Consider the following 18,692-nt stretch of genomic DNA (forward strand, 5'->3'; position numbering starts at 1 on the left):
GTGCGGCACGCGGTGATCATGGCGGGTGGCTCGGGCACGCGATTGTGGCCGCTCTCGCGCGGGGACCGGCCAAAGCAGCTGCTCGACGTCGTCGCCGGCGCCGGCGGGGCCCCGCAGAGCCTGCTCGCCGAGGCGTGGGACCGGCTGCGTGCGGTGCTGCCCGCCGAGGGCATCTGGGTCTGCACGGCCGCTCGCTACGCCGGCCAGGTGCGGGCGGCCCTGCCCGAGCTGCGCCCGGACCGGCTCGTGCTGGAGCCGGTGGCCCGGGACACCGCCAACGCCGTGGGCCTGACCGCGGCGCTGGTCGCCGACGTCGACCCCGACGCTGAGCTGGCCGTGGTGAGCGCCGATCACGTCATCCGCCCGGTCGAGCGGTTCGCCGACGCCCTGCGCGCCGCCTACGACGCCCTGGCCGACCACCCCCGCTCGCTGATCACCCTCGGCATCACACCCACCTCGCCGGCGACCGGGTTCGGGTACGTGCAGCGCGGTGGTCCCGCCGGCAGGCCGGGCGTGGCCGAGGTCGCCTCGTTCCGCGAGAAGCCCGACCGGGCCACCGCCGAGCGGTACCTGGCCTCGGGGCAGTACCTGTGGAACTCCGGGATGTTCGTGTGGCGGGCCGGCACCGTCCTCGATGCGCTCGCCGACCACCTGCCCGCCACGGCCGCGGGGCTGGCCCGCATCACGGCCGCTCCGGCCGGGCCGCAGCGGGAGGCGGTCCTGGCGGAGGTGTTCCCGACCCTGCCGAAGATCAGCGTCGACTACGCCGTCCTGGAGCCGGCCGCCACCGAGCCGGGGCGGGTGCTCGTCGTCGACCTGGACGTGGAGTGGCTGGACGTCGGCTCCTGGCCGGCGCTGGCGCGCACCCTGCCGGTCGACGGAGCAGGCAACGCGGTGCAGGCGCTGGCGGTCCTCGTCGACAGCCGGCGGAACATCGTGCTCAGCGACGACCCCGACCACCTGGTCGCCGCCGTGGGGCTCGAGGCCTGCGTCGTCGTGCACACGCGGGACGCCACGATGGTGTGCCCGGTCGCCGACGCGGAGCGGGTCAAGGAACTCCTCGACGCCGTGGCGGCCCGGTACCCGGGCACCTTCTCCTGACCTGAGCCGGTCGAACGGGGTCCATCGCGTACGACGTGACCCGTCCGTCACACCTCCACCAGGCGCCCCGGGACGGCCGCCGGCGGCGGCTACCGTGCTCGCGTGGCGCCGCCTGTCCTTACCGCGCGCCGCTCCCGATCCCTGACGGAGGAACCCTTGCTCGCGCTCCAGGAGCGCCCGCCGGCCGTGGCGCCTGGGGCACGTACCTTCCTGCCCGAGGTGCAGGCGCTCCGGGCGCTGGCCGTCATGCTCGTCGTCGTCTACCACCTGTGGCCGACGAGGCTGACCGGTGGATACGTCGGCGTCGACGTCTTCTTCGTCATCTCCGGCTTCCTCATCACCTCCCACCTCGACCGGGAGCTGACGCGGCGGGGGACGGTCTCCCTCGCCGCGTTCTACGCGCGCCGGGCGCGGCGGCTGCTGCCGGCCGCCACGGTGGTCCTCCTGGCCAGCGTGGTGGGCAGCTACCTCTTCCTGCCGGTGAGCCGCTGGGCCACGACGGCCGGCGACATCCTGGCGAGCGCCTTCTACGTCGAGAACTGGAACCTCGCGGCCCGGGCGGTCGACTACTCGGCGTCCCACGACGCGGCCTCGGTCGTCCAGCACTACTGGTCCCTGTCGGTCGAGGAGCAGTTCTACCTCGTCTGGCCGGCCCTGATCCTGCTGCTCAGCGTGGTCGCCCGGCGTACCCGCGTCCGGTCCGGCCTGGTCCTGCCGGGCATCGTCGTGGTGACCGTGCTGTCCTTCGCCTGGTCCGTCCACGCCACCGCCACCGACCCGGCGGCGGCCTACTTCCAGACGCCCACCCGCGTCTGGGAGCTGGGGGCCGGCGCGATCCTGGCGCTGACGCTGCGCCCCGGGGCGTCCGGGCAGCCCGGCCGGCTGTGGCCGGTCGGCCTCCGCTGGGCCGGGCTGGCCGCGATCGCCGTCGCCGCCGTGACGCTGTCGAGCGCGTCCGCCTTTCCGGGGTACCTCGCCCTCCTGCCGGTGCTGGGCACGGTCGCCGTGATCGCCGCCGGCGACACCGGCGCCCGGGACCCCCTCTCCCCGCTCGTGGCGTTCCGGCCCGTCCAGTTCCTGGGCGACGTCTCGTACTCGCTCTACCTCTGGCACTGGCCGCTGATCGTGCTGGTGCCCTTCGCGCTGGCACGGCCGATGACCGCGCTCGACAAGATCGCCGTGCTCGCGGTCTGCATCGTGCTCGCGTGGCTGACCGCGCGCTGGGTCGAGTCGCCACCGCAGCGGTGGCTGCCGCTGCGGCGGCCGGGGGTGGTGGCCGGGCTGACCGCGCTGACCATGGGCGTCACCGCGGCGGCCGCGGGCGGCATCTTCTTCCTGGTGTCCGCGCACGAGGACGACGCGCGCGCGGAGCTGGCCGCGCTCGCGCACGACCCCTGCTTCGGGGCGGGCGCGATGGCCCCCGGCGCCACCGGGTGCGGAGAGGTCTTCGGCCCGCCCGCGTCCCTCACCCTCACCGCGGACGACGAGCCCTGGTTCGACGATCCCGCGTGCTCGGTCGCCGAGGGGGAGCTGACGATCTCCACCTGCCGGTACGGGGACGGGGCTCCGAGCCGGACGGTGGCGCTGGTCGGCGACTCGCACGCCGAGCACTGGCGGGGTGCGCTGCACGAGATCGCCCGGCAGGAGAACTGGGAGCTCGTCGAGCTGCTCCGCGGCGCCTGCCCGGTGACGGAGGCCAGGGTGCTGGCGTTCCAGGGCGACGCCACCGACACCGAGGGCTGCGCCCGCTGGGGGCAGCAGGTCACCGACCACCTCACCAGCGGCTCGTTCGACGCCGTCGTCACGTCATCGTTCACCACCGCGTTCACCTTCGGCGGGGCCGCCGGGACGTCGATGGAGGCGGGGACGGAGGGCTTCCGGGCGACCTGGTCGGAGTGGGCCGACGCCGTTCCGCAGGTGTACGTGATCCGGGACGTGCCGACGACCGAGGTCCGGCACGTGCCGGAGTGCCTGCAGGCGAACCCCGACGACCCGCTGGCCTGCTCCCGGCCGCGCAGCGAGGCGGTCCTGCCCGACGCGGCCATGGCCGCGGTCGAGGAGCTGGACCCGGAGCGGGTCCGGCTCGTCGACCTCACCGATCTCTTCTGCGACCAGACCACCTGCTACACCGCCATCGGAGGCGCCGTCGTGTACTGGGACGCCAACCACCTCTCCGGACAGTTCAGCCGCTCGCTGGCCCCGTTCCTGCGGGAGGCGCTCGCGTGAGCGTCCAGGAGCAGGCCCCACCGGAGCTCGCGGACCTCCGCGCCGGTGCCGCGACGGCGTCCCCGTCCGGGCTACCATCCAGCCCGATGAGCGCGCTGCGGGACGAGTCGGGTGAGGTGCTGGGCAGCCAGCCCCAGCTGCACCTGGCCGGGTCCGAGGAGGAGCGGCGGGGGACCGGTCCGTTCGACGACACGGTCGTGGTGGTCCGCGTGTACAACGAGGCCGCGGTGGTGCGCGGCGTCATCCGCGAGCTCGTGGACGCCGGCCTGCGGGTCATCGCGGTGGACGACGCGAGCACCGACGCCTCGGCGCAGGAGATCGACGCCGCGGGCGCCCTCCGGATCAGCCACCCGGTCAACCTGGGCGCGGGCGGCGCGCTGCAGACCGGGTACGTGGCGGCCCTGCGGTTCACCGACGCCAAGTACATCGCCTGCTACGACGCCGACGGCCAGCACCAGTTGGCGGACCTCATCGGGATGATCGAGAAGATCCGCACCGGCTACGACGTGGTGATCGGGTCGCGCTTCCTCGACGGGAAGACGCAGATGAGCCCGCTGCGCCGCGCCATCCTGCGCCTGGCGACGAAGGTGATGAACCGCCGGTCGGGCACCAAGCTGACCGATGCGCACAACGGTCTGCGGGTCATCTCCCGGGACATCGCGGCGGGCATCCGCCTGGCGCGCCCGGGCATGGCGTACGCGTCGGAGCTCGAGGAGCAGCTGACCCGGGCCGGCCTGCGGGTGACCGAGCACCCGGTGCACATCCTGTACACCGACTACTCCCGCTCGAAGGGCCAGCCGCTGCTCAACAGCGTGAACATCCTGGTGGACACCCTCGCGCACCGCATCAGCCACGGACGGTCGTCGTGATCATCAAGTGGTTGCTCGTGCCGGCGCTGATCGCCGCCGTCTGGCTGTCCCTGCGGTCGCGCGCGTCGCTGCGCGGTCAGGCCCGGCGCAAGCTGCTGGCCGGCGCCACGATCGTCGTCGGGGTGCTCGCGGTCATCTTCCCGGGGGCCACCCAGTGGGCGGCGGACGTGGTCGGCGTGACCCGCGGGACCGACCTGCTGCTGTACGTGCTCGCGCTGGTGGTGATCTACCTGGTGGGGAGCACCAGCGTCCGGTTCCGCGAGCAGGAGGCCCGGTTGATGCGGCTGTCCCGCCAGGTGGCCCTGGCCGAGACCGAGGCCCGCATGGGCCTGGGGGTGACGCCCGGCTACGGGCCGCGGGTCGTGCCGCCCCGCGCCGAGGACGAGATCGGCACCGCGTCGCAGTGACCGGTGCCCGGGTCGGCGGATCCGGCGCCCGACCGGGCTGGATAGCCTCCGGACCATGAAGAGTCTCGACGTCGCAGCCGTGGTCTCCGGAGGAGCCTCCGGGCTCGGCGAGGCCACCACCCGAGCCCTGGCCGCCCGCGGGGCGGCCGTCACGATCCTGGACCTCCAGCAGGAGAAGGGCGCCGCCCTGGCCGCGGAGCTGGGCGGGCACACCACGTTCGTGCGCACCGACGTCACCGACGAGGCCTCGGTGCAGGCCGCCGTCGCCGAGGCGGCCGGCAAGGACCGCCCGCTGCGGGTGGCCGTCAACTGCGCCGGCATCGGCCTGGCGCGGCGCACCGTCGGCCGCGACGGGCAGCCGCACGACCTGGGCGCGTTCACCCGCACGGTCATGGTGAACCTGGTCGGCACCTTCAACGTGCTGCGGCAGGCCGCCGCCGCCATGGCGGCCACCGAGCCGGACGAGGACGGCGAGCGCGGCGTCGTGGTCAACACGGCGTCGATCGCCGCCTACGACGGCCAGATCGGCCAGGTCGCCTACGCGGCGTCCAAGGGCGGCATCGTCGGCATGACGCTGCCGGCCGCCCGTGACCTCTCCAGCGCCGGCGTGCGGGTCTGCACCATCGCCCCGGGCCTGGTGGACACGCCGTTGCTGGGCTCGCTGCCCGAGGAGGCGCGGCAGGCGCTGTCGGCGGGCATACCCTTCCCCAAGCGGCTCGGACGTCCGGACGACTTCGCCCAGCTGGCCCTCGCCATCGTCGAGCACGGCTACCTCAACGGCGAGGTCATCCGGATGGACGGCGCGCTGCGCATGGCACCCCGCTGACCCCTTCCGGGAGCACCTCCTGACCACGAGCACCACTCCGGGCACCCGGGCCGCTGCCGACTACGCGGCGTCCTGGGTGCCCGGCTGGCCCCTGGACCTCGACCGGGCGCTGGCCCCGCACCGGCGGGGGTCGGCCGACCCCACCATGCGCGTCGCCGACGGCGGTCTGTGGCGGACGGCCACCACCGCCGACGGTCCGGCGACCGTGCGGATCGCCCGCGAGGACGGGGCGGTGCGGATCGAGGCGTGGGGTCCGGGCGCCGAGCGCGCCGGCTCCGCGGTGCCGGGGTGGCTCGGCGCCGACGACCGCCCGGAGGAGTTCCGCCCCGGCGACGCCTCCCCGATGGTGGCCGAGCTGCACCGCACCCACCCCGGGCTGCGGCTGGGGCGCACCGGCCGGGCCTGGGACGCGCTCCTGCCGGCCGTCCTGGAGCAGAAGGTGACGACGGCGGAGGCCTACCGGGTCTTCCGCGAGCTCTGCCGCCTCGCGGGGGAGGTGGCGCCCGGGCCCGCGCCCGCGGGGATGCGGGTCGTCCCGTCGGCGCGGCGCGTGCTGGAGGTGACCGACTGGGAGTGGCACCGGTGCGGGCTGGACGGGGCCCGCCGCCGGGCGCTGCGGGCGGTGGCCACGGTGGCCCACCGGCTGGAGCCCGGCGAGGACTGCGACTCCGCGGTGCTGCAGCGGCGGCTGCGCTCGATCCCCGGCATCGGGGTGTGGACCGCGGCCGAGGTGGTGCAGCGGGCGTGCGGTGACCCCGACGCGGTCAGCGTCGGCGACTACCACCTGAAGGACGTCGTGGGCTTCGCGCTCACCGGCCGCCGGCACACCGACGACGAGCAGATGCTGGCGCTGCTCGAGCCGTGGCGCGGCCACCGGCAGCGGGTGGTGCGGCTGATCCTCGCCGGCGGGCCCCGCCGCCCCCGCCGTGGACCGCGGTTCGCCCCGGTCGACAACCGGCGGATCTGAGCAGCGGCCCGGGCGCTCAGCGGTCGGCGAGCAGGCCCAGCAGGTAGTCCCCGTAGCCACTCTTGCCCAGCGGCCCGGCGGCGCGCACCAGGCCGTCGTCGTCCAGCCAGCCGTTGCGCCAGGCGACCTCCTCGATGCAACCGATCTTCAGGCCCTGCCGCTCCTCGACCACGGAGACGAACTCGGTCGCCTGGCGCAGCGAGGCGAACGTCCCGGTGTCCAGCCAGGCGGTGCCCCGGTCCAGGGCGGTGACGGTGAGCCGCCCCTGCCGCAGGTAGTGCTCGTTGACCGCGGTGATCTCCAGCTCGCCGCGCGCGCTGGGGGTGATGCCCTGCGCGACCTCGACGACGTCGCCGGCGTAGAAGTACAGCCCGGGCACGGCGTAGGAGCTCTTCGGCGTGGCCGGCTTCTCCTCGATGGAGAGGACCCGGCCGTCGGCGTCGAACTCCACGACGCCGTAGTCGCGCGGGTTGGCGACGTGGTAGGCGAAGACGTGGCCGCCGTCGGGCTCGGGCAGCCGGGAGAGCGCGGTACCCAGCCCCGCGCCGTAGAAGATGTTGTCGCCGAGCACCAGGGCCGCGGCCTCGCCGCCGAGGAACTCCGCGCCGATCAGGAACGCCTGCGCCAGCCCCTCGGGCCGCGGCTGGACGGCGTACTCGATCCGCATCCCGAGCCGGCTGCCGTCGCCGAGGAGGTGCTGGAAGGCGGCGCTGTCGCCGGGGGTGGTGATGACCAGCACCTCGCGGACGCCGGCCATCATCAGCGTGGAGAGCGGGTAGTAGATCATCGGCTTGTCGTAGACCGGCATGAGCTGCTTGCTCACCGCCTGCGTGATGGGGAACAGACGGCTGCCGGTGCCCCCGGCCAGGATGATCCCGCGCATGATCGGCGACCCTACCGAGGCCGGCCGGTTCAGGACCCGGATCGGCCGAGCCGCAACCTCCCCACGAGTGAGGTGCCGCCGGCCGTGGGCGCCGGCTCCCAGCGGGTGGCCCAGCCCTCCGCGTGCAGCTGCACGATCGCGGCGCCGATCAGCGCCCCGGCGTTGAGCGCGCTCGTCGTCGTCACCGCGTCGGGCAGGTGGACGTCGACGACGCCGTCGCCCTCCCCGCCGTGCCGCAGCACCACGGGGAACTCCGGCAGCGCGGCGCTGGCCACCCGGAACGCCGCGGCCGTCGCCTCACGCTCGCCGGGGCGGGGCACGAGGCCGGCCGCCGGTGCCCGGGAGCCGACCAGGTCGCGGGAGCCGTAGGGGAAGAGGTCGTCGGCCGGCAGGCGCACGAGCGGCCGGGTGCCCTCGTCGGCGTCCTCGGCCGGGCGCCGCGGCGGCAGGCCGCGCACGACCGCCACCGGCACGCCGGCCAGCTTGCCCTTGACCAGGTCGGCCGCCGACGCCAGCTCGTCGACCACCGCCACCCGGGTCGTCTCCAGCCGGTTGCCGTGCGCGTCGACGGCGCCGCGGTGGTCGTCGAGGGCCGCGATCCCGGCCGAGCCGACCGCGACGTCGGTGAGGCCCTCCCGCCACGTCCGGCCGAACGTGTCGCTCACGACCACCGCGACGTCCGCACCGGTCAGCTCCCGCAGCCGCGCGCGCAGCCGGCGGGCGGAGGCGTCGCCGTCCTCGGGGAGGAGGACGAGGGTGTCGGAGGCGACGTTCGAGGCGTCGATGCCCGCCGCGGCCACCACCCAGCCCTGCGGCGTCTGGACGATCTTCAGCGGGCCCCGGCGGGCCACCGTGCGCACCGTCTCGCCGTCGATCGCCCGCTGGCGGGCGGCCTCCCGGTCGGCGCCGGGCTCGATCCGCACCAGCCGGCCCTCCACCTTGGAGACCACCTTCGAGGTGACGACGACGACGTCGCCGTCGGCCAGCCACGGCGCGGCCGCCGCGAGGGCACCGGCCAGGTCGTCGCCGGGGCCGAACTCCGGCAGGCCGGCGACGGGGAGCACGGAGATCCCCGCGGGGAGCTCAGGCACCGGCGTCGAGCGCGGCGCGGGCCAGCGCGGTGGTGGCCTCGGGCGAGGACATGAGCAGCGGCAGCCGGCGCACGTCCACCCCGGGGACCTCGGCGGTGTCATCCTCGGCCACCAGCCAGGCGTCGAGCAGCCCGCCGTCGGCGCGGGCGCCGTAGTGCCGGCCGACGCCCTCGGCGCTCACCTCGATGCCGAGGACGGGCAGGCACCGGTCGGCCATCCCGCGCACCACCGCGCCGCCGACGATCGGGGACACCCCCACGGTCCGGGCGGGTGAGGCGAGCAGCGCCTCGCGCAGCCCCGGCACGCCGAGGATCGTCCCGATCGACACCACCGGGTTCGAGGGCGCCAGCAGGACGACGTCGGCGGCGGCGAACGCCTCGGCCACGCCCGGGGCCGGGCGGGCGGCATCCACCCCCACCTGCACGAACGCCGTCGCCGCGAGGGCGGCCCGGTGGCGCACCCACCACTCCTGGAAGTGGATGGCGCGCGGCCGGCCGTCGTCGGGGTCGAGGACGACGACGTGCGTCTCCACCCGCTGGTCGCTCATGGGCAGCACGGTGACACCGGGCTGCCAGCGGTCGGCCAGCGCCGCGGTCACCTGGGAGAGCGGGTAGCCCGCGTCGAGCATCCGGGTGCGGATCAGGTGCGTGGCGAGGTCGCGGTCGCCGAGCCCGAACCAGGCCGGGTCGGCGCCGTAGGCGGCCAGCTCCTCCTTGACCGTCCACGACTCCCCGGCGCGGCCCCAGCCGCGCTCCTCGTCGATGCCGCCACCGAGGGTGTAGACGACGGTGTCGAGGTCCGGGCAGATGCGCAACCCGTGCAGGGTGACGTCGTCGCCGGTGTTGACCACGGCCGTGATCTCCGCCTCGGGAGCCGCCGCGCGGACCCCCCGGAGGAATCGAGCCCCACCGGTCCCACCAGCCAGCACGACGATCTGCACGAAACGCATGGTGCCCGATGAGCACTTGTCGACTGTTCGCCGGGCGTGTCGGGGGCTCCCACGAGATGTGACGAACGCCCTGGGGCGGATGGGGCTGGTGTGGCGTGTCGCTTACACCGGGCGAAGTTGACGGCCGGGCAACGACACGCGTGTAATTCCGGCGGTGTCAACGAGTGCTGATCGGCCCGGGAACGTCCTGCCGGCCGCGCACCGGGACGAGAGCGAGAGGGGACGCACCGTCATGGCTGAGGTGTCGTGGTTGAGCGATTACGTGCACGGGACCGAGCGGTCGGCCGACCGTCCGGGGAACGCCGGCCACGGCACGGGCCCGGGGGCGGGTCAGGGCACCGGGCAGCCGTTCGTCGGCTTCTCCGGCTTCGGGCTGGAGCCGGACACCCAGTCGTGGCAGGAGCGCGCGCTGTGCGCCGAGACCGACCCGGAGGCGTTCTTCCCCGAGAAGGGCGGCTCGACCCGGGAGGCGAAGAAGATCTGCACCGGCTGCGAGGTCAAGGCCGACTGCCTGGAGTACGCGCTGGCCAACGACGAGCGCTTCGGCATCTGGGGTGGGCTCTCCGAGCGTGAGCGCCGCCGGCTGCGCCGCCGCGCCATCTGATCCGGCGTCCCCGCCGCGTCCCTCCCCCGACCGGACGCGGCCGGGACCGCACCACCCACAGCCGCCGCCGGAACCCGTCGGCGGCTGTGGTTCTGTTCGGCACATGCCCCCCCGCGTCGCCCTCGGCCGCGCCCGGGTGGTCCGCGAGGTGCGGGCCGCCGACGGGCTCGCCGCCGCCCTGGCCGCTCCGGTCCCCGCCCGGGCGCCCTGGCTGACCGCCGTCCTGAACGACGGCGCCGCGCGCCGGTCGCCGGCCCGGCCCCTCGCCGTCGTGGTCGACGACGGCCTCGGCGGCCCACCCCGGGCGGCGGCGTTCCTCGCCCTGCGCCGCCGCGGTCCGATCGCCACCGTCACCCTGCTCGGCCAGGACCACCCGCACATCCCCGCTGGGCGCCCGTCCGCCCGGCTGCCGGCCCGGGACGACGACGCCGCCGCGGCGCTGGCGGACGGGGTGGTCGGCTTCCTGGACTCGCTGCGCGGCCCGTGGGCGCTGCGGCTGACCGGGCTGCCGCTGGGCGACCCGACCGCCCGCGCGCTGGCCGCCCGGCTGCCGACCGCCGTGCTGGCCACCACGCGCAGCACCCTGCTGGTCGACGAGCTCGACGGCGCCGGTGCGGTCGAGCGGAGCCGCGATCCACGCCGGCTGGAGCGCTGGCTGCCCGCCCTGCTGGCCGCGGAGCCCGATCGCCGGTCGCGCGGTTTCCTGCGCGCCGCGGCTCGGCTGCACGCCGCCGTCGGCCGGCTCGAGGTCGCGGTGGTGCCCGACGGCGACCGGCTGCGGGCCGGGCTGCTGAGCCTCGTGGACGGCGACGACCGGTGGCCGTGGTGGGGGACCCCCGGGAGTGCGGGCCTGCGCACCGGGATGGGCGCCCCCGTGGCCGGCCTGACCGCGCCGGCGCGCGGCTGGCCTCGCTGAGGCGGGTGAGAACGGGCCTCGGCGGACCGGGGGTTCGGCTACCGTCCATCGCTCAGACATCCCGCTGACGGAGCGGGTGCCGCCCGGGCGGAGCCCCGGGCACGCGACGGCGGAGGTTCAGCAGGCGATGCGCATGCTCGTCACCGGGGGCGCCGGCTTCATCGGCGCCAACTTCGTGCACCAGACCCTGCGCGACCACCCGGAGTTCGAGCTCGTCGTCCTCGACGCGCTCACCTACGCGGGCAACGAGGCGTCGCTGGCCGCCGTCCGCGACGACATCGAGTTCGTGCACGGTTCGGTGGCCGACGCCGACGTGGTCGACCGGCTGGTGGCCCGCTGCGACGTCGTCGTCCACTTCGCCGCCGAGAGCCACAACGACAACTCGTTGCGCGACCCGTCGCCGTTCCTGCAGACCAACGTCGTCGGCACGTTCACGCTGCTGGAGGCCGTGCGCAGGCACGGCGTCCGCTACCACCACATCTCCACCGACGAGGTCTACGGCGACCTCGAGCTCGACGACCCGGCGAAGTTCACCCCCGAGACGCCGTACAACCCGAGCAGCCCGTACTCGTCGACCAAGGCGGGCTCCGACCTGCTGGTGCGCGCGTGGGTGCGCTCCTTCGGCATCCACGCCACCATCTCCAACTGCTCGAACAACTACGGGCCCTACCAGCACGTGGAGAAGTTCATCCCGCGGCAGATCACCAACGTGCTCTGCGGCCGGCGCCCCAAGCTCTACGGCGCGGGCCAGAACGTCCGGGACTGGATCCACGTCGACGACCACAACTCCGCGGTGCACGCGATCCTCGACCGCGGCCGCTCCGGCGAGACCTACCTGATCGGCGCCGACGGCGAGAAGGACAACCGCGAGGTGCTCGGGCTGATCCTGGAGCTGACCGGGCAGCCGGCCGACGCCTTCGACTCCGTTCCCGACCGCGCCGGGCACGACCTGCGGTACGCCATCGACGCCACCAAGCTGCGCACCGAGCTGGGCTGGACCCCGAGGTACACCGACTTCCGCGACGGCCTGGCCGCCACCGTCGACTGGTACCGGGCGAACGAGGCCTGGTGGCGCCCGCTCAAGGACGGTGTCGAGGCGGCCTACGCCGCCCGCGGCCAGTGAGGGCCGTCATCGTCGGTGCGGCCGGGCAGCTCGGCCGCGCCCTGCAGCGGGAGTTCCCCGGCGCCCTCGCCCTCGACCGCGCCGCGCTCGACGTCACCGACGCCGCCGCCGTGCGGGCGTTCGACTGGACCGGGGTGGACGTCGTCCTCAACGCGGCAGCCTGGACCGCCGTCGACGCCGCGGAGGACCCGGCCAACCTCGCCGCCGTCCGCGCCGCCAACGTCGACGCCGTCTGGCACCTCGCGCAGGCCGCCGACCGGGTCGGCGCGGGGCTGGTGCACCTGTCCAGCGAGTACGTCTTCGACGGCACGCACCCCGGTCCGATCCCCGAGGACGCGCCGCCGTCCCCGCTCAGCGTCTACGGGCGCAGCAAGGCCGACGGCGACGCCTGCGCCGTCGCCGTCGAGCGGCACTGGCTGGTGCGCACCACCTGGGTGGTGGGGGAGGGCGGCAACTTCGTGCGCACCATGGCCGGGCTCGCCGACCGCGGGATCTCCCCGTCGGTGGTCGACGACCAGGTCGGCCGGCTCACCGCCACCACCGACCTGGCCGCCGGCATCCGCCACCTGGTCGCGACCGGCGCCCCGTACGGCACCTACAACCTCACCGGCGACGGCGAGCCCGCCTCCTGGGCCGACGTCGCGGAGGCGGTCTTCACCGCCCGCGGCCGCTCCGCCGGGGACGTCGTCCGGGTGAGCACCGCCGAGTACTTCGCCGGGCGGACCGGCGTCGCACCCCGGCCGCTCAACAGCGTCCTGGACCTCGGCCGCATCCGCGCCGCCGGGTTCGCCCCCCGCGACTGGCGGGAGGCCCTGCGGGCGTACCTCGGGCAGCCGGGCTGAGCCGGCCGGTTCCCGGTCGTCCGGGCACCTCCGGCCGGGCCGGTGCTCAGCCGGCGGGGCGCAGCACGCTGCGGCCCTCGTCGGCGGTGGCCGTCCCCGCGCCGAGCCGCAGCCACGCGGCGGCGGGGCGGACGCCGTCGGGTCCCGCCTCTCCGCCCGGCGCCACGGTCAGCTCGACGTCGTAGACCCGCCCGGTGGGCCGGGGTGCCGAGCCCGCCGGGTGCGTGGCGGTGGCGACCCGGCCGCGCAGGGTCAGCCGGTCGCCGTCACGGGCGATCCGCAGGTCCGCCGGCCCGAGGGTGCCGTGCTCGACCGGCGTGGCGACGCACCCGGCCGCCACCGGGTCGGGCGGGGGCTCGGCGGTGAGGCAGTTCCAGGTGGGCAGGCGCAGCGCCATGCGCGCCGCGTCGTCGCCGGCCGTCCCGGCCACCTCCGGATAGGCGGCGGTGATGCCCACCGCCCGCGGTTCGAGGACGAGCCCGCCGAAGGCCAGGTCGACGGCGACGGCGCCCGTGCCGCCGTCGTCACCCGGCGGGAGGCCGGACGTCCGCGGCGGCGTCGTCGCCGGGGCGGCCGCCGGCGGCCGGTCGGTACCGGCCACGACGGCGGCGGCGGTGCCGACCAGCACCAGGGCGGCGACGCAGAGCGCGGCCGCCGGGAGGTGGCCGAGCCGGTGTTCCACGACGGGTGGCGCCGGTGCCGAGGGGGGCGCGGGGGCCAGCGTCGCCCACCCGGCGGGCGCCGGCGGTTCCGGCCGGGTGCCCGGCGGGTGCGCCAGGAAGTCGGCCAGGTCGTCGACCGGCTCGTCCCGGGCTGCGGGAGCCCGCTCGCGGGTCCCGGCGCCCCGGCGGCGGGCGGCGGCCACGCCGGCGACGACGGCACCCACCGCGAGGACGCCCAGGACCACGCCGAGGACGAGCCAGGCGGCGGCGGTGGCGGCGTCCATCCCGCCCAGCATCTCAGCCGGGCCCGCGGCCCCGGCGGCGCGCGGTCAGCCGGTGGGGTCGATCTCCTCGGGGTCCCGCCCCAGCAGGGTGGCCACCTGGTCGACCACCACGTCGCGCACCAGGTCGGCGAGGTCCTCGCGGTCGTGCGCGCGCAGCTCCAGGGGTCGCCGGTAGACGACGATGCGCGGCGGGACGTCCTGGCCCTGTTCCCGGTGGGCGGGCAGCAGCCGGGCCAGCGGGACACCGGCGTCGTCGAGCACGTCGGAGTCCAGCAGCGCCTCGTCCGGGTCGGTGTGCTCCACCCACGGCACGTCCTCGACGGCGAACTCCACGCCGGCCAGCTCCCGCTCCCAGCGCCGCTCGAGGTCCTCGACCGCGTCGAGCACCAGGTCGTCGAACTGCTCGGCGCGGCTGCGCGAGAGGGGGACCTGCGTGGGCACCAGGCGACCGCGCAGGCCGCGACCGTGGCGGTCGCGGCGGGAACGGGTGCGGCGGCGGGGAGGGCGGCTCATGACGGGTCGAAGGGTACGGCGAGGGGTGGCACGCCGCGGCCGGGAACGGCCGGCCGGGCTGTTCCCCCGGTCGCGCCCGACCCGCCCGGAACCCGTGCCCGACCGGTGACGATGCCCACGGGGTCATCGTGCAGGATGGTGCGTCGCGGCGGGATTCCCGGTGTGCCTGCTGTCGCGCACCGCCGGGCGGAGTTACTGTGCCTCGCGTGAGGAACCGGTGGTGAGGCAGTCACGTCGCTGCTCGCGCAGCGGCTGCGCGCAACCGGCAGCGGCGACATTGACCTACGTGTACGCGGAGTCGACGGCCGTTGTCGGCCCGCTGGCGACGTTCTCCGAACCGCACAGCTACGACCTGTGCGAGTTCCACGCCGAGCGGCTGACGGTGCCGCGCGGCTGGGAGGTCGTCCGCCACGAGATCGACCTCGACGACGTCGGCCCGACCGGCGACGACCTGCTGGCCCTGGCCGACGCCGTCCGCGAGGCCGCCCGGCCCGAGCCGGTGCGCGACCCGGCCGACGACGGCCGCGGCCTCCGCCGCGGGCACCTGCGCGTGCTCCCCGACCTGCCCTGAGGCGCCCCTCGCGCTGAGGTGCAGGTCCCGCCGTTAGGGTCGGCGACGCCGCTGGTCACCCGGTCGCGGCAGTCCCGACTGCGAGGATGGGCGGCGTTGTCCGATCTCTCGGCGCTGATCAAGGCCTACGACGTCCGTGGGGTGGTCCCCGACCAGTGGGACGAGGACGTCGCGCGCGCGATCGGCGCGGCGTTCGCCGAGTTCGTGATCGCCGACAGCGGCGCGACGGCGGTGGTCACCGCGCACGACATGCGGGAGTCCTCCGTCCCGCTGTCCCGGGCGTTCGCCGAGGGGGTCATCGCCCGCGGCGTCGACGTCGTCGAGGCCGGCCTCGGCTCCACCGACCTGCTGTACTTCGCCGCCGGTTCGCTCGGCATGCCGGGGGCGATGTTCACGGCCAGCCACAACCCCGCGCAGTACAACGGCATCAAGATGTGCCGGTCGGGGGCGGCGCCGATCGGGCAGGACTCCGGGCTGGTCACCATCCGCGAGTGGGCCGAGCGCGACAGCTACGACCGCGAGCCCGGCCGGGTCGGCACGGTCAGCGCGCGCGACGTGCTCGGCGAGTACGCCGCCCACCTGCGCTCGCTGGTCGACCTGTCCACGATCCGGCCGGTGACGGTCGTCGTCGACGCGGGCAACGGCATGGGCGGGCACACGGTGCCGGTGGTCCTCGCCGGCCTGCCGCTGGACGTCGTCCCGCTGTACTTCGAGCTCGACGGCTCGTTCCCCAACCACGAGGCCAACCCGCTGGACCCGGCCAACCTGGTCGACCTCCAGCGGGCCGTCGTCGAGCACGGCGCCGACATCGGCCTGGCCTTCGACGGTGACGCCGACCGGGTGTTCGTGGTGGACGAGCGCGGGGAGCCGGTCAGCCCCTCGGCGATCACCGCGCTGGTGGCGGTGCGCGAGCTGGCCAAGGGCCGGGGGACGACGATCATCCACAACCTGATCACCTCGCGCGCCGTGCCGGAGATCGTCCGGGAGCACGGCGGCCAGCCGGTGCGCACCCGCGTCGGCCACTCGTTCATCAAGGCCGAGATGGCCCGCACCGACGCCGTCTTCGGCGGCGAGCACTCCGCGCACTACTACTTCCGCGACTTCTGGCGGGCCGACACCGGCATGCTCGCGGCCATGCACGTGCTCGCCGCGCTGGGGGAGCAGGGCCGGACGCTGTCGGAGCTGACCGCCGCCTACTCCCGGTACGCCGCCTCCGGTGAGATCAACTCCACCGTGACCGACGCCGCGGAGCGGACGGCCGCGGTGCGCGAGCTGTTCGAGGAGCAGGAGGGCGCGACCGTCGACGAGCTCGACGGGCTGACCGTCGAGCTCCCCGACGGCGCGTGGTTCAACCTGCGGGCCAGCAACACCGAGCCGCTGCTGCGGCTCAACGTCGAGGCGTCGGACACGGCGCGCATGATCGAGCTGCGTGACCGGGTACTGAGCACCGTGCGCGCGGAACAGGAGCAGAAGTGACCGGAACCCAGAGCAGTGCGACCGGCGGCCCCCTGGGGCTGGATCCGGAGCTGCTGCCGATCCTCGCCTGCCCCGACACCCACCACACCCCGCTGACCGTCGACGAGGCGGCCGGTGAGCTGGTCTGCGCGACCTGCGACCGGGGCTTCCCCGTCCGCGACGGCATCCCCGTGCTCCTCCTGGACGAGGCGCGGCACCGCTCGTCATGACCTCGCCCGAGCTCGCCGAGGAGGTCCTCGACGACCTCGAGCTGCTGCGCGCCCGGGACCCCCGCGGCCTGCTGCCGGCGGTGGCCGGCGCCGGTGCGCAGGTCCGGGAGACCGGGCGGCTGACCGAGGAGGCCGGCCTCGGCCGGGTCACCGAGGGCGGCCGGCCCCGTGGGCTGGTGATCGTGGCCCGGCGGGAGGGCGCCGTCGCCGCCTCGGTGCTGCGCGCCCTGCTCGGGCCGGCCAGCCCGGTCACCGTCGACGTCGTCCCCGGCCCCGCGCTGCCGGTGTGGACCGGCCCCAGCGACATCGCGGTCGTCGTCACCCGCACGGGGGCGGGCGCGTACGCGGTCGCACCCGCCTACGAGGCGGCCCGCCGCGGGGTCTCCCTGGTGGGCATCGGCGCCGACGACGCACCGCTGCGCGCCGCCTGCTCCACTGCCCGGGCGCCCTACGTCGCCCTGCCGCGCAGCCGGGTGCGGCACACCGCGCTGTGGTCGCTGCTCACCCCGATGCTGCGGCTGGCCACGGACCTACGGCTGCTCGCGGAGGGCGTGGCCGACACCGAGGCGGTGGCGGCCGCGCTCGACGAGGTGGCCGCGGAGTGCGGGCCGGCCCGCGAGTCGTTCGTCAACCCGGCGAAGACCCTGGCGCTGGAGCTGCTCGACGCCCTGCCGGTGATCGCCGCGGAGGGCCCGCTCGCCGGCGCCGCGGCGACCCGCGTGGCCGACCAGCTGGCGACCCTGGCGGGGTTGCCGGTCACCGGGTTCCGGCTGCCCGACCAGCGGGTCGCGGCGTGCGCCGTGCTCGGGGGGCCGCTGGCGCCGCGCGACGGCGCCGACGACTTCTTCCGCGACCGCGCCGACGACAGCGGGCGCCGGCTGCGGCTGCTCACCATCCGGGACAGCGACGCGGCCGGGCTCGACGGCGCGGGGGAGCGGGAGCCGCGCTCGGCGGAGGAGGCGATGCAGCAGGTGCTGCGGACCGCCGCCGCGCACAACGTGCCGGTCAGCGGCCTGGCCGAGCACGGCGACCCGGAGCGCTACTCGCGGCTGCCGCGGCTGGCGCGCCAGCTCGCCGTCGCCGACTTCAGCGCCGTCTACCTGGCGCTGGCCCTGGACGTCGAGCGGGCGCTGCGGTCCTGAGGACGCGCGGGGCCCGCGGACGGTCCACCATCATGGCGACAGCACACCGGTGCTGACCGATCGGAAGGACTTCCCTTGGCGGGTGGACTCGTAGCCCTGCTCGACGACGTGGCGGTGCTGGCCCGGGCGGCCGCCGCCTCGATCGACGACATCGGCGCAGCTGCCGGGCGGGCCAGCATGAAGGCGGCCGGTGTCGTGGTCGACGACACCGCGGTCACGCCCCAGTACGTGCACGGCCTGAACGCCGAGCGCGAGCTGCCGATCATCCGCAAGATCGCGCTGGGCTCGCTGCGCAACAAGCTGCTGATCATCCTGCCCGCGATCCTGCTGCTCAGCCAGTTCCTGCCGTGGTTGCTGACCCCGATCCTGATGGTCGGCGGCGCCTACCTCTGCTACGAGGGCGCGGAGAAGATCTGGCACCGGATCAGCGGCCACACCGAGTCGCACGCGACGGTGGAGGACGCGCTCCCGGACGAGAGCACGATCGTGACCGGAGCGGTGCGCACCGACTTCATCCTGTCGGCCGAGATCATGGTGATCTCGCTCAACGAGGTGGCCACCGAGGCGTTCTGGTCCCGGGCGATCATCCTCCTCGTCGTCGCCGTGGGCATCACCGTCCTCGTGTACGGCGTCGTCGGCCTCATCGTGAAGATGGACGACGTCGGGCTGAGCCTGTCCCAGCGGTCCTCGAAGGGCGTGGCCGCGCTCGGCCGCGGGCTGGTGAAGGGGATGCCGAAGCTGCTGACCGCGCTCACCGTCGTCGGCACCGCCGCGATGCTCTGGGTCGGCGGGCACATCATCCTGCTCGGCACCGACGAGCTGGGCTTCCACCCGCTCTACGAGTTCGTGCACCACCTGGAGGAGGCCGCGCACGACGCGACCGGCGCCCTCGGCGGGGTCGTGGGCTGGCTGGTCAACACGCTGGGCAGCGCCGTGCTGGGCCTGGTCGTCGGTGCGCTGGTCGTGCTCGTGATGAGCCTGACGGTGCACCGCAAGAAGGCCGGCGCCGAGTCGCACTGAGGGCCGGCGGG

At 75.4% G+C, this 18,692-nt stretch carries 20 protein-coding genes; 15 read left to right on the plus strand and 5 right to left on the minus strand.

From position 1 onward, the window contains the following. The 6 genes from ACI790_RS14445 to ACI790_RS14470 all read left to right on the plus strand — a co-directional run bounded on the left by ACI790_RS14445 (position 1) and on the right by ACI790_RS14470 (position 6,396). A complete protein-coding gene (locus ACI790_RS14445; RefSeq protein ID WP_456570473.1) occupies positions 1-1,101 on the plus strand; it encodes a mannose-1-phosphate guanylyltransferase in 1,101 nt (366 codons plus the stop codon). Positions 1,102-1,257: 156 nt separating this feature from the next. Next, positions 1,258-3,327 (plus strand): acyltransferase family protein, encoded by a 2,070-nt coding sequence (locus ACI790_RS14450; protein WP_456570474.1) that lies wholly within the window; start codon positions 1,258-1,260, stop codon positions 3,325-3,327. An 86-nt stretch (positions 3,328-3,413) separates the two neighbouring features. Further along, positions 3,414-4,196 (plus strand): glycosyltransferase family 2 protein, encoded by a 783-nt coding sequence (locus tag ACI790_RS14455; protein WP_456570475.1) that lies wholly within the window; start codon positions 3,414-3,416, stop codon positions 4,194-4,196. Beyond that, positions 4,193-4,603: a DUF2304 family protein gene (locus ACI790_RS14460; RefSeq protein WP_456570476.1), complete on the plus strand. Its 411-nt coding sequence runs from the start codon at positions 4,193-4,195 to the stop codon at positions 4,601-4,603. The genes ACI790_RS14455 and ACI790_RS14460 overlap by 4 nt, the downstream gene beginning before the upstream one ends. Positions 4,604-4,658: 55 nt before the next feature. Then, the gene (locus tag ACI790_RS14465; RefSeq protein ID WP_456570477.1) at positions 4,659-5,429 is read left to right on the plus strand and encodes an SDR family NAD(P)-dependent oxidoreductase; all 771 of its coding nucleotides are present in this window, start codon (positions 4,659-4,661) and stop codon (positions 5,427-5,429) included. A 76-nt stretch (positions 5,430-5,505) separates the two neighbouring features. Next, a complete protein-coding gene (locus ACI790_RS14470) occupies positions 5,506-6,396 on the plus strand; it encodes a DNA-3-methyladenine glycosylase family protein (RefSeq protein ID WP_456570478.1) in 891 nt (296 codons plus the stop codon). Positions 6,397-6,412: 16 nt separating this feature from the next. Here the strand turns inward: ACI790_RS14470 and rfbA are convergent, their stop codons facing one another. From rfbA to cofD, 3 genes are read right to left on the minus strand one after another with little or no spacing between them, the layout of a single operon-like run. Beyond that, positions 6,413-7,279, minus strand: coding sequence for a glucose-1-phosphate thymidylyltransferase RfbA (gene rfbA / locus ACI790_RS14475; RefSeq protein ID WP_456570479.1), 867 nt, complete (start codon positions 7,277-7,279; stop codon positions 6,413-6,415). A 29-nt stretch (positions 7,280-7,308) separates the two neighbouring features. Then, on the minus strand, positions 7,309-8,370 hold the full coding sequence (locus tag ACI790_RS14480; protein ID WP_456570480.1) for a coenzyme F420-0:L-glutamate ligase: 1,062 nt from the start codon (positions 8,368-8,370) through the stop codon (positions 7,309-7,311). Next, a complete protein-coding gene (gene cofD, locus ACI790_RS14485; protein WP_456570481.1) occupies positions 8,363-9,310 on the minus strand; it encodes a 2-phospho-L-lactate transferase in 948 nt (315 codons plus the stop codon). Before cofD ends, ACI790_RS14480 begins: the two co-directional genes overlap by 8 nt. Before the next feature lie 241 nt (positions 9,311-9,551). Here cofD and ACI790_RS14490 point away from each other — a divergent pair, with 241 nt between their 5' ends. The 4 genes from ACI790_RS14490 (at position 9,552) to ACI790_RS14505 (ending at position 12,804) form a co-directional block, all read left to right on the plus strand. After that, complete coding sequence (locus ACI790_RS14490) at positions 9,552-9,923, plus strand: WhiB family transcriptional regulator (protein ID WP_456570482.1); 372 nt, start codon at positions 9,552-9,554, stop codon at positions 9,921-9,923. Positions 9,924-10,026: 103 nt separating this feature from the next. Further along, positions 10,027-10,839: a GNAT family N-acetyltransferase gene (locus ACI790_RS14495; protein WP_456570483.1), complete on the plus strand. Its 813-nt coding sequence runs from the start codon at positions 10,027-10,029 to the stop codon at positions 10,837-10,839. Positions 10,840-10,966: 127 nt separating this feature from the next. Beyond that, complete coding sequence (gene rfbB / locus ACI790_RS14500; protein WP_456570484.1) at positions 10,967-11,962, plus strand: dTDP-glucose 4,6-dehydratase; 996 nt, start codon at positions 10,967-10,969, stop codon at positions 11,960-11,962. Further along, a complete protein-coding gene (locus tag ACI790_RS14505; RefSeq protein ID WP_456570485.1) occupies positions 11,959-12,804 on the plus strand; it encodes an SDR family oxidoreductase in 846 nt (281 codons plus the stop codon). Before rfbB ends, ACI790_RS14505 begins: the two co-directional genes overlap by 4 nt. A gap of 46 nt (positions 12,805-12,850) precedes the next feature. On the opposite strand, the gene ACI790_RS14510 is transcribed toward ACI790_RS14505, so the two are convergent. Together ACI790_RS14510 and ACI790_RS14515 are read right to left on the minus strand one after the other, a co-directional pair. After that, positions 12,851-13,750, minus strand: a complete 900-nt coding sequence (locus ACI790_RS14510; protein WP_456570486.1) for a hypothetical protein — start codon at positions 13,748-13,750, stop codon at positions 12,851-12,853. A 45-nt stretch (positions 13,751-13,795) separates the two neighbouring features. Further along, a complete protein-coding gene (locus ACI790_RS14515; protein ID WP_456570487.1) occupies positions 13,796-14,263 on the minus strand; it encodes a metallopeptidase family protein in 468 nt (155 codons plus the stop codon). A gap of 220 nt (positions 14,264-14,483) precedes the next feature. Between ACI790_RS14515 and ACI790_RS14520 the strand changes: the two genes are divergently transcribed. The 5 genes from ACI790_RS14520 (at position 14,484) to ACI790_RS14540 (ending at position 18,681) form a co-directional block, all read left to right on the plus strand. Further along, positions 14,484-14,834: a DUF3499 domain-containing protein gene (locus ACI790_RS14520; protein ID WP_456570488.1), complete on the plus strand. Its 351-nt coding sequence runs from the start codon at positions 14,484-14,486 to the stop codon at positions 14,832-14,834. Positions 14,835-14,930: 96 nt separating this feature from the next. Further along, positions 14,931-16,310, plus strand: a complete 1,380-nt coding sequence (locus ACI790_RS14525; protein WP_456570489.1) for a phosphomannomutase/phosphoglucomutase — start codon at positions 14,931-14,933, stop codon at positions 16,308-16,310. Continuing rightward, a complete protein-coding gene (locus tag ACI790_RS14530) occupies positions 16,307-16,519 on the plus strand; it encodes a Trm112 family protein (RefSeq protein WP_456570490.1) in 213 nt (70 codons plus the stop codon). Before ACI790_RS14525 ends, ACI790_RS14530 begins: the two co-directional genes overlap by 4 nt. Next, positions 16,516-17,661, plus strand: a complete 1,146-nt coding sequence (locus ACI790_RS14535) for an SIS domain-containing protein (protein ID WP_456570491.1) — start codon at positions 16,516-16,518, stop codon at positions 17,659-17,661. Before ACI790_RS14530 ends, ACI790_RS14535 begins: the two co-directional genes overlap by 4 nt. 75 nt (positions 17,662-17,736) lie before the next feature. Next, a complete protein-coding gene (locus ACI790_RS14540) occupies positions 17,737-18,681 on the plus strand; it encodes a DUF808 domain-containing protein (RefSeq protein ID WP_456570492.1) in 945 nt (314 codons plus the stop codon). The last annotated feature ends 11 nt before the right edge of the window (positions 18,682-18,692 follow it).

This window comes from Blastococcus sp. SYSU DS0539 (assembly GCF_054050855.1).

Excerpts from the sequence above, each read along its gene's own strand:
- ACI790_RS14455 (WP_456570475.1), top strand. The coding sequence starts at position 3,414 with ATGAGCGCGCTGCGGGACGAGTCGGGTGAGGTGCTGGGCAGCCAGCCC.
- ACI790_RS14465 (WP_456570477.1), top strand. The coding sequence starts at position 4,659 with ATGAAGAGTCTCGACGTCGCAGCCGTGGTCTCCGGAGGAGCCTCCGGG.
- rfbA (WP_456570479.1), bottom strand. The coding sequence starts at position 7,279 with ATGCGCGGGATCATCCTGGCCGGGGGCACCGGCAGCCGTCTGTTCCCC.
- ACI790_RS14490 (WP_456570482.1), top strand. The coding sequence starts at position 9,552 with ATGGCTGAGGTGTCGTGGTTGAGCGATTACGTGCACGGGACCGAGCGG.
- ACI790_RS14495 (WP_456570483.1), top strand. The coding sequence starts at position 10,027 with ATGCCCCCCCGCGTCGCCCTCGGCCGCGCCCGGGTGGTCCGCGAGGTG.
- rfbB (WP_456570484.1), top strand. The coding sequence starts at position 10,967 with ATGCGCATGCTCGTCACCGGGGGCGCCGGCTTCATCGGCGCCAACTTC.
- ACI790_RS14510 (WP_456570486.1), bottom strand. The coding sequence starts at position 13,750 with ATGGACGCCGCCACCGCCGCCGCCTGGCTCGTCCTCGGCGTGGTCCTG.
- ACI790_RS14515 (WP_456570487.1), bottom strand. The coding sequence starts at position 14,263 with ATGAGCCGCCCTCCCCGCCGCCGCACCCGTTCCCGCCGCGACCGCCAC.
- ACI790_RS14535 (WP_456570491.1), top strand. The coding sequence starts at position 16,516 with ATGACCTCGCCCGAGCTCGCCGAGGAGGTCCTCGACGACCTCGAGCTG.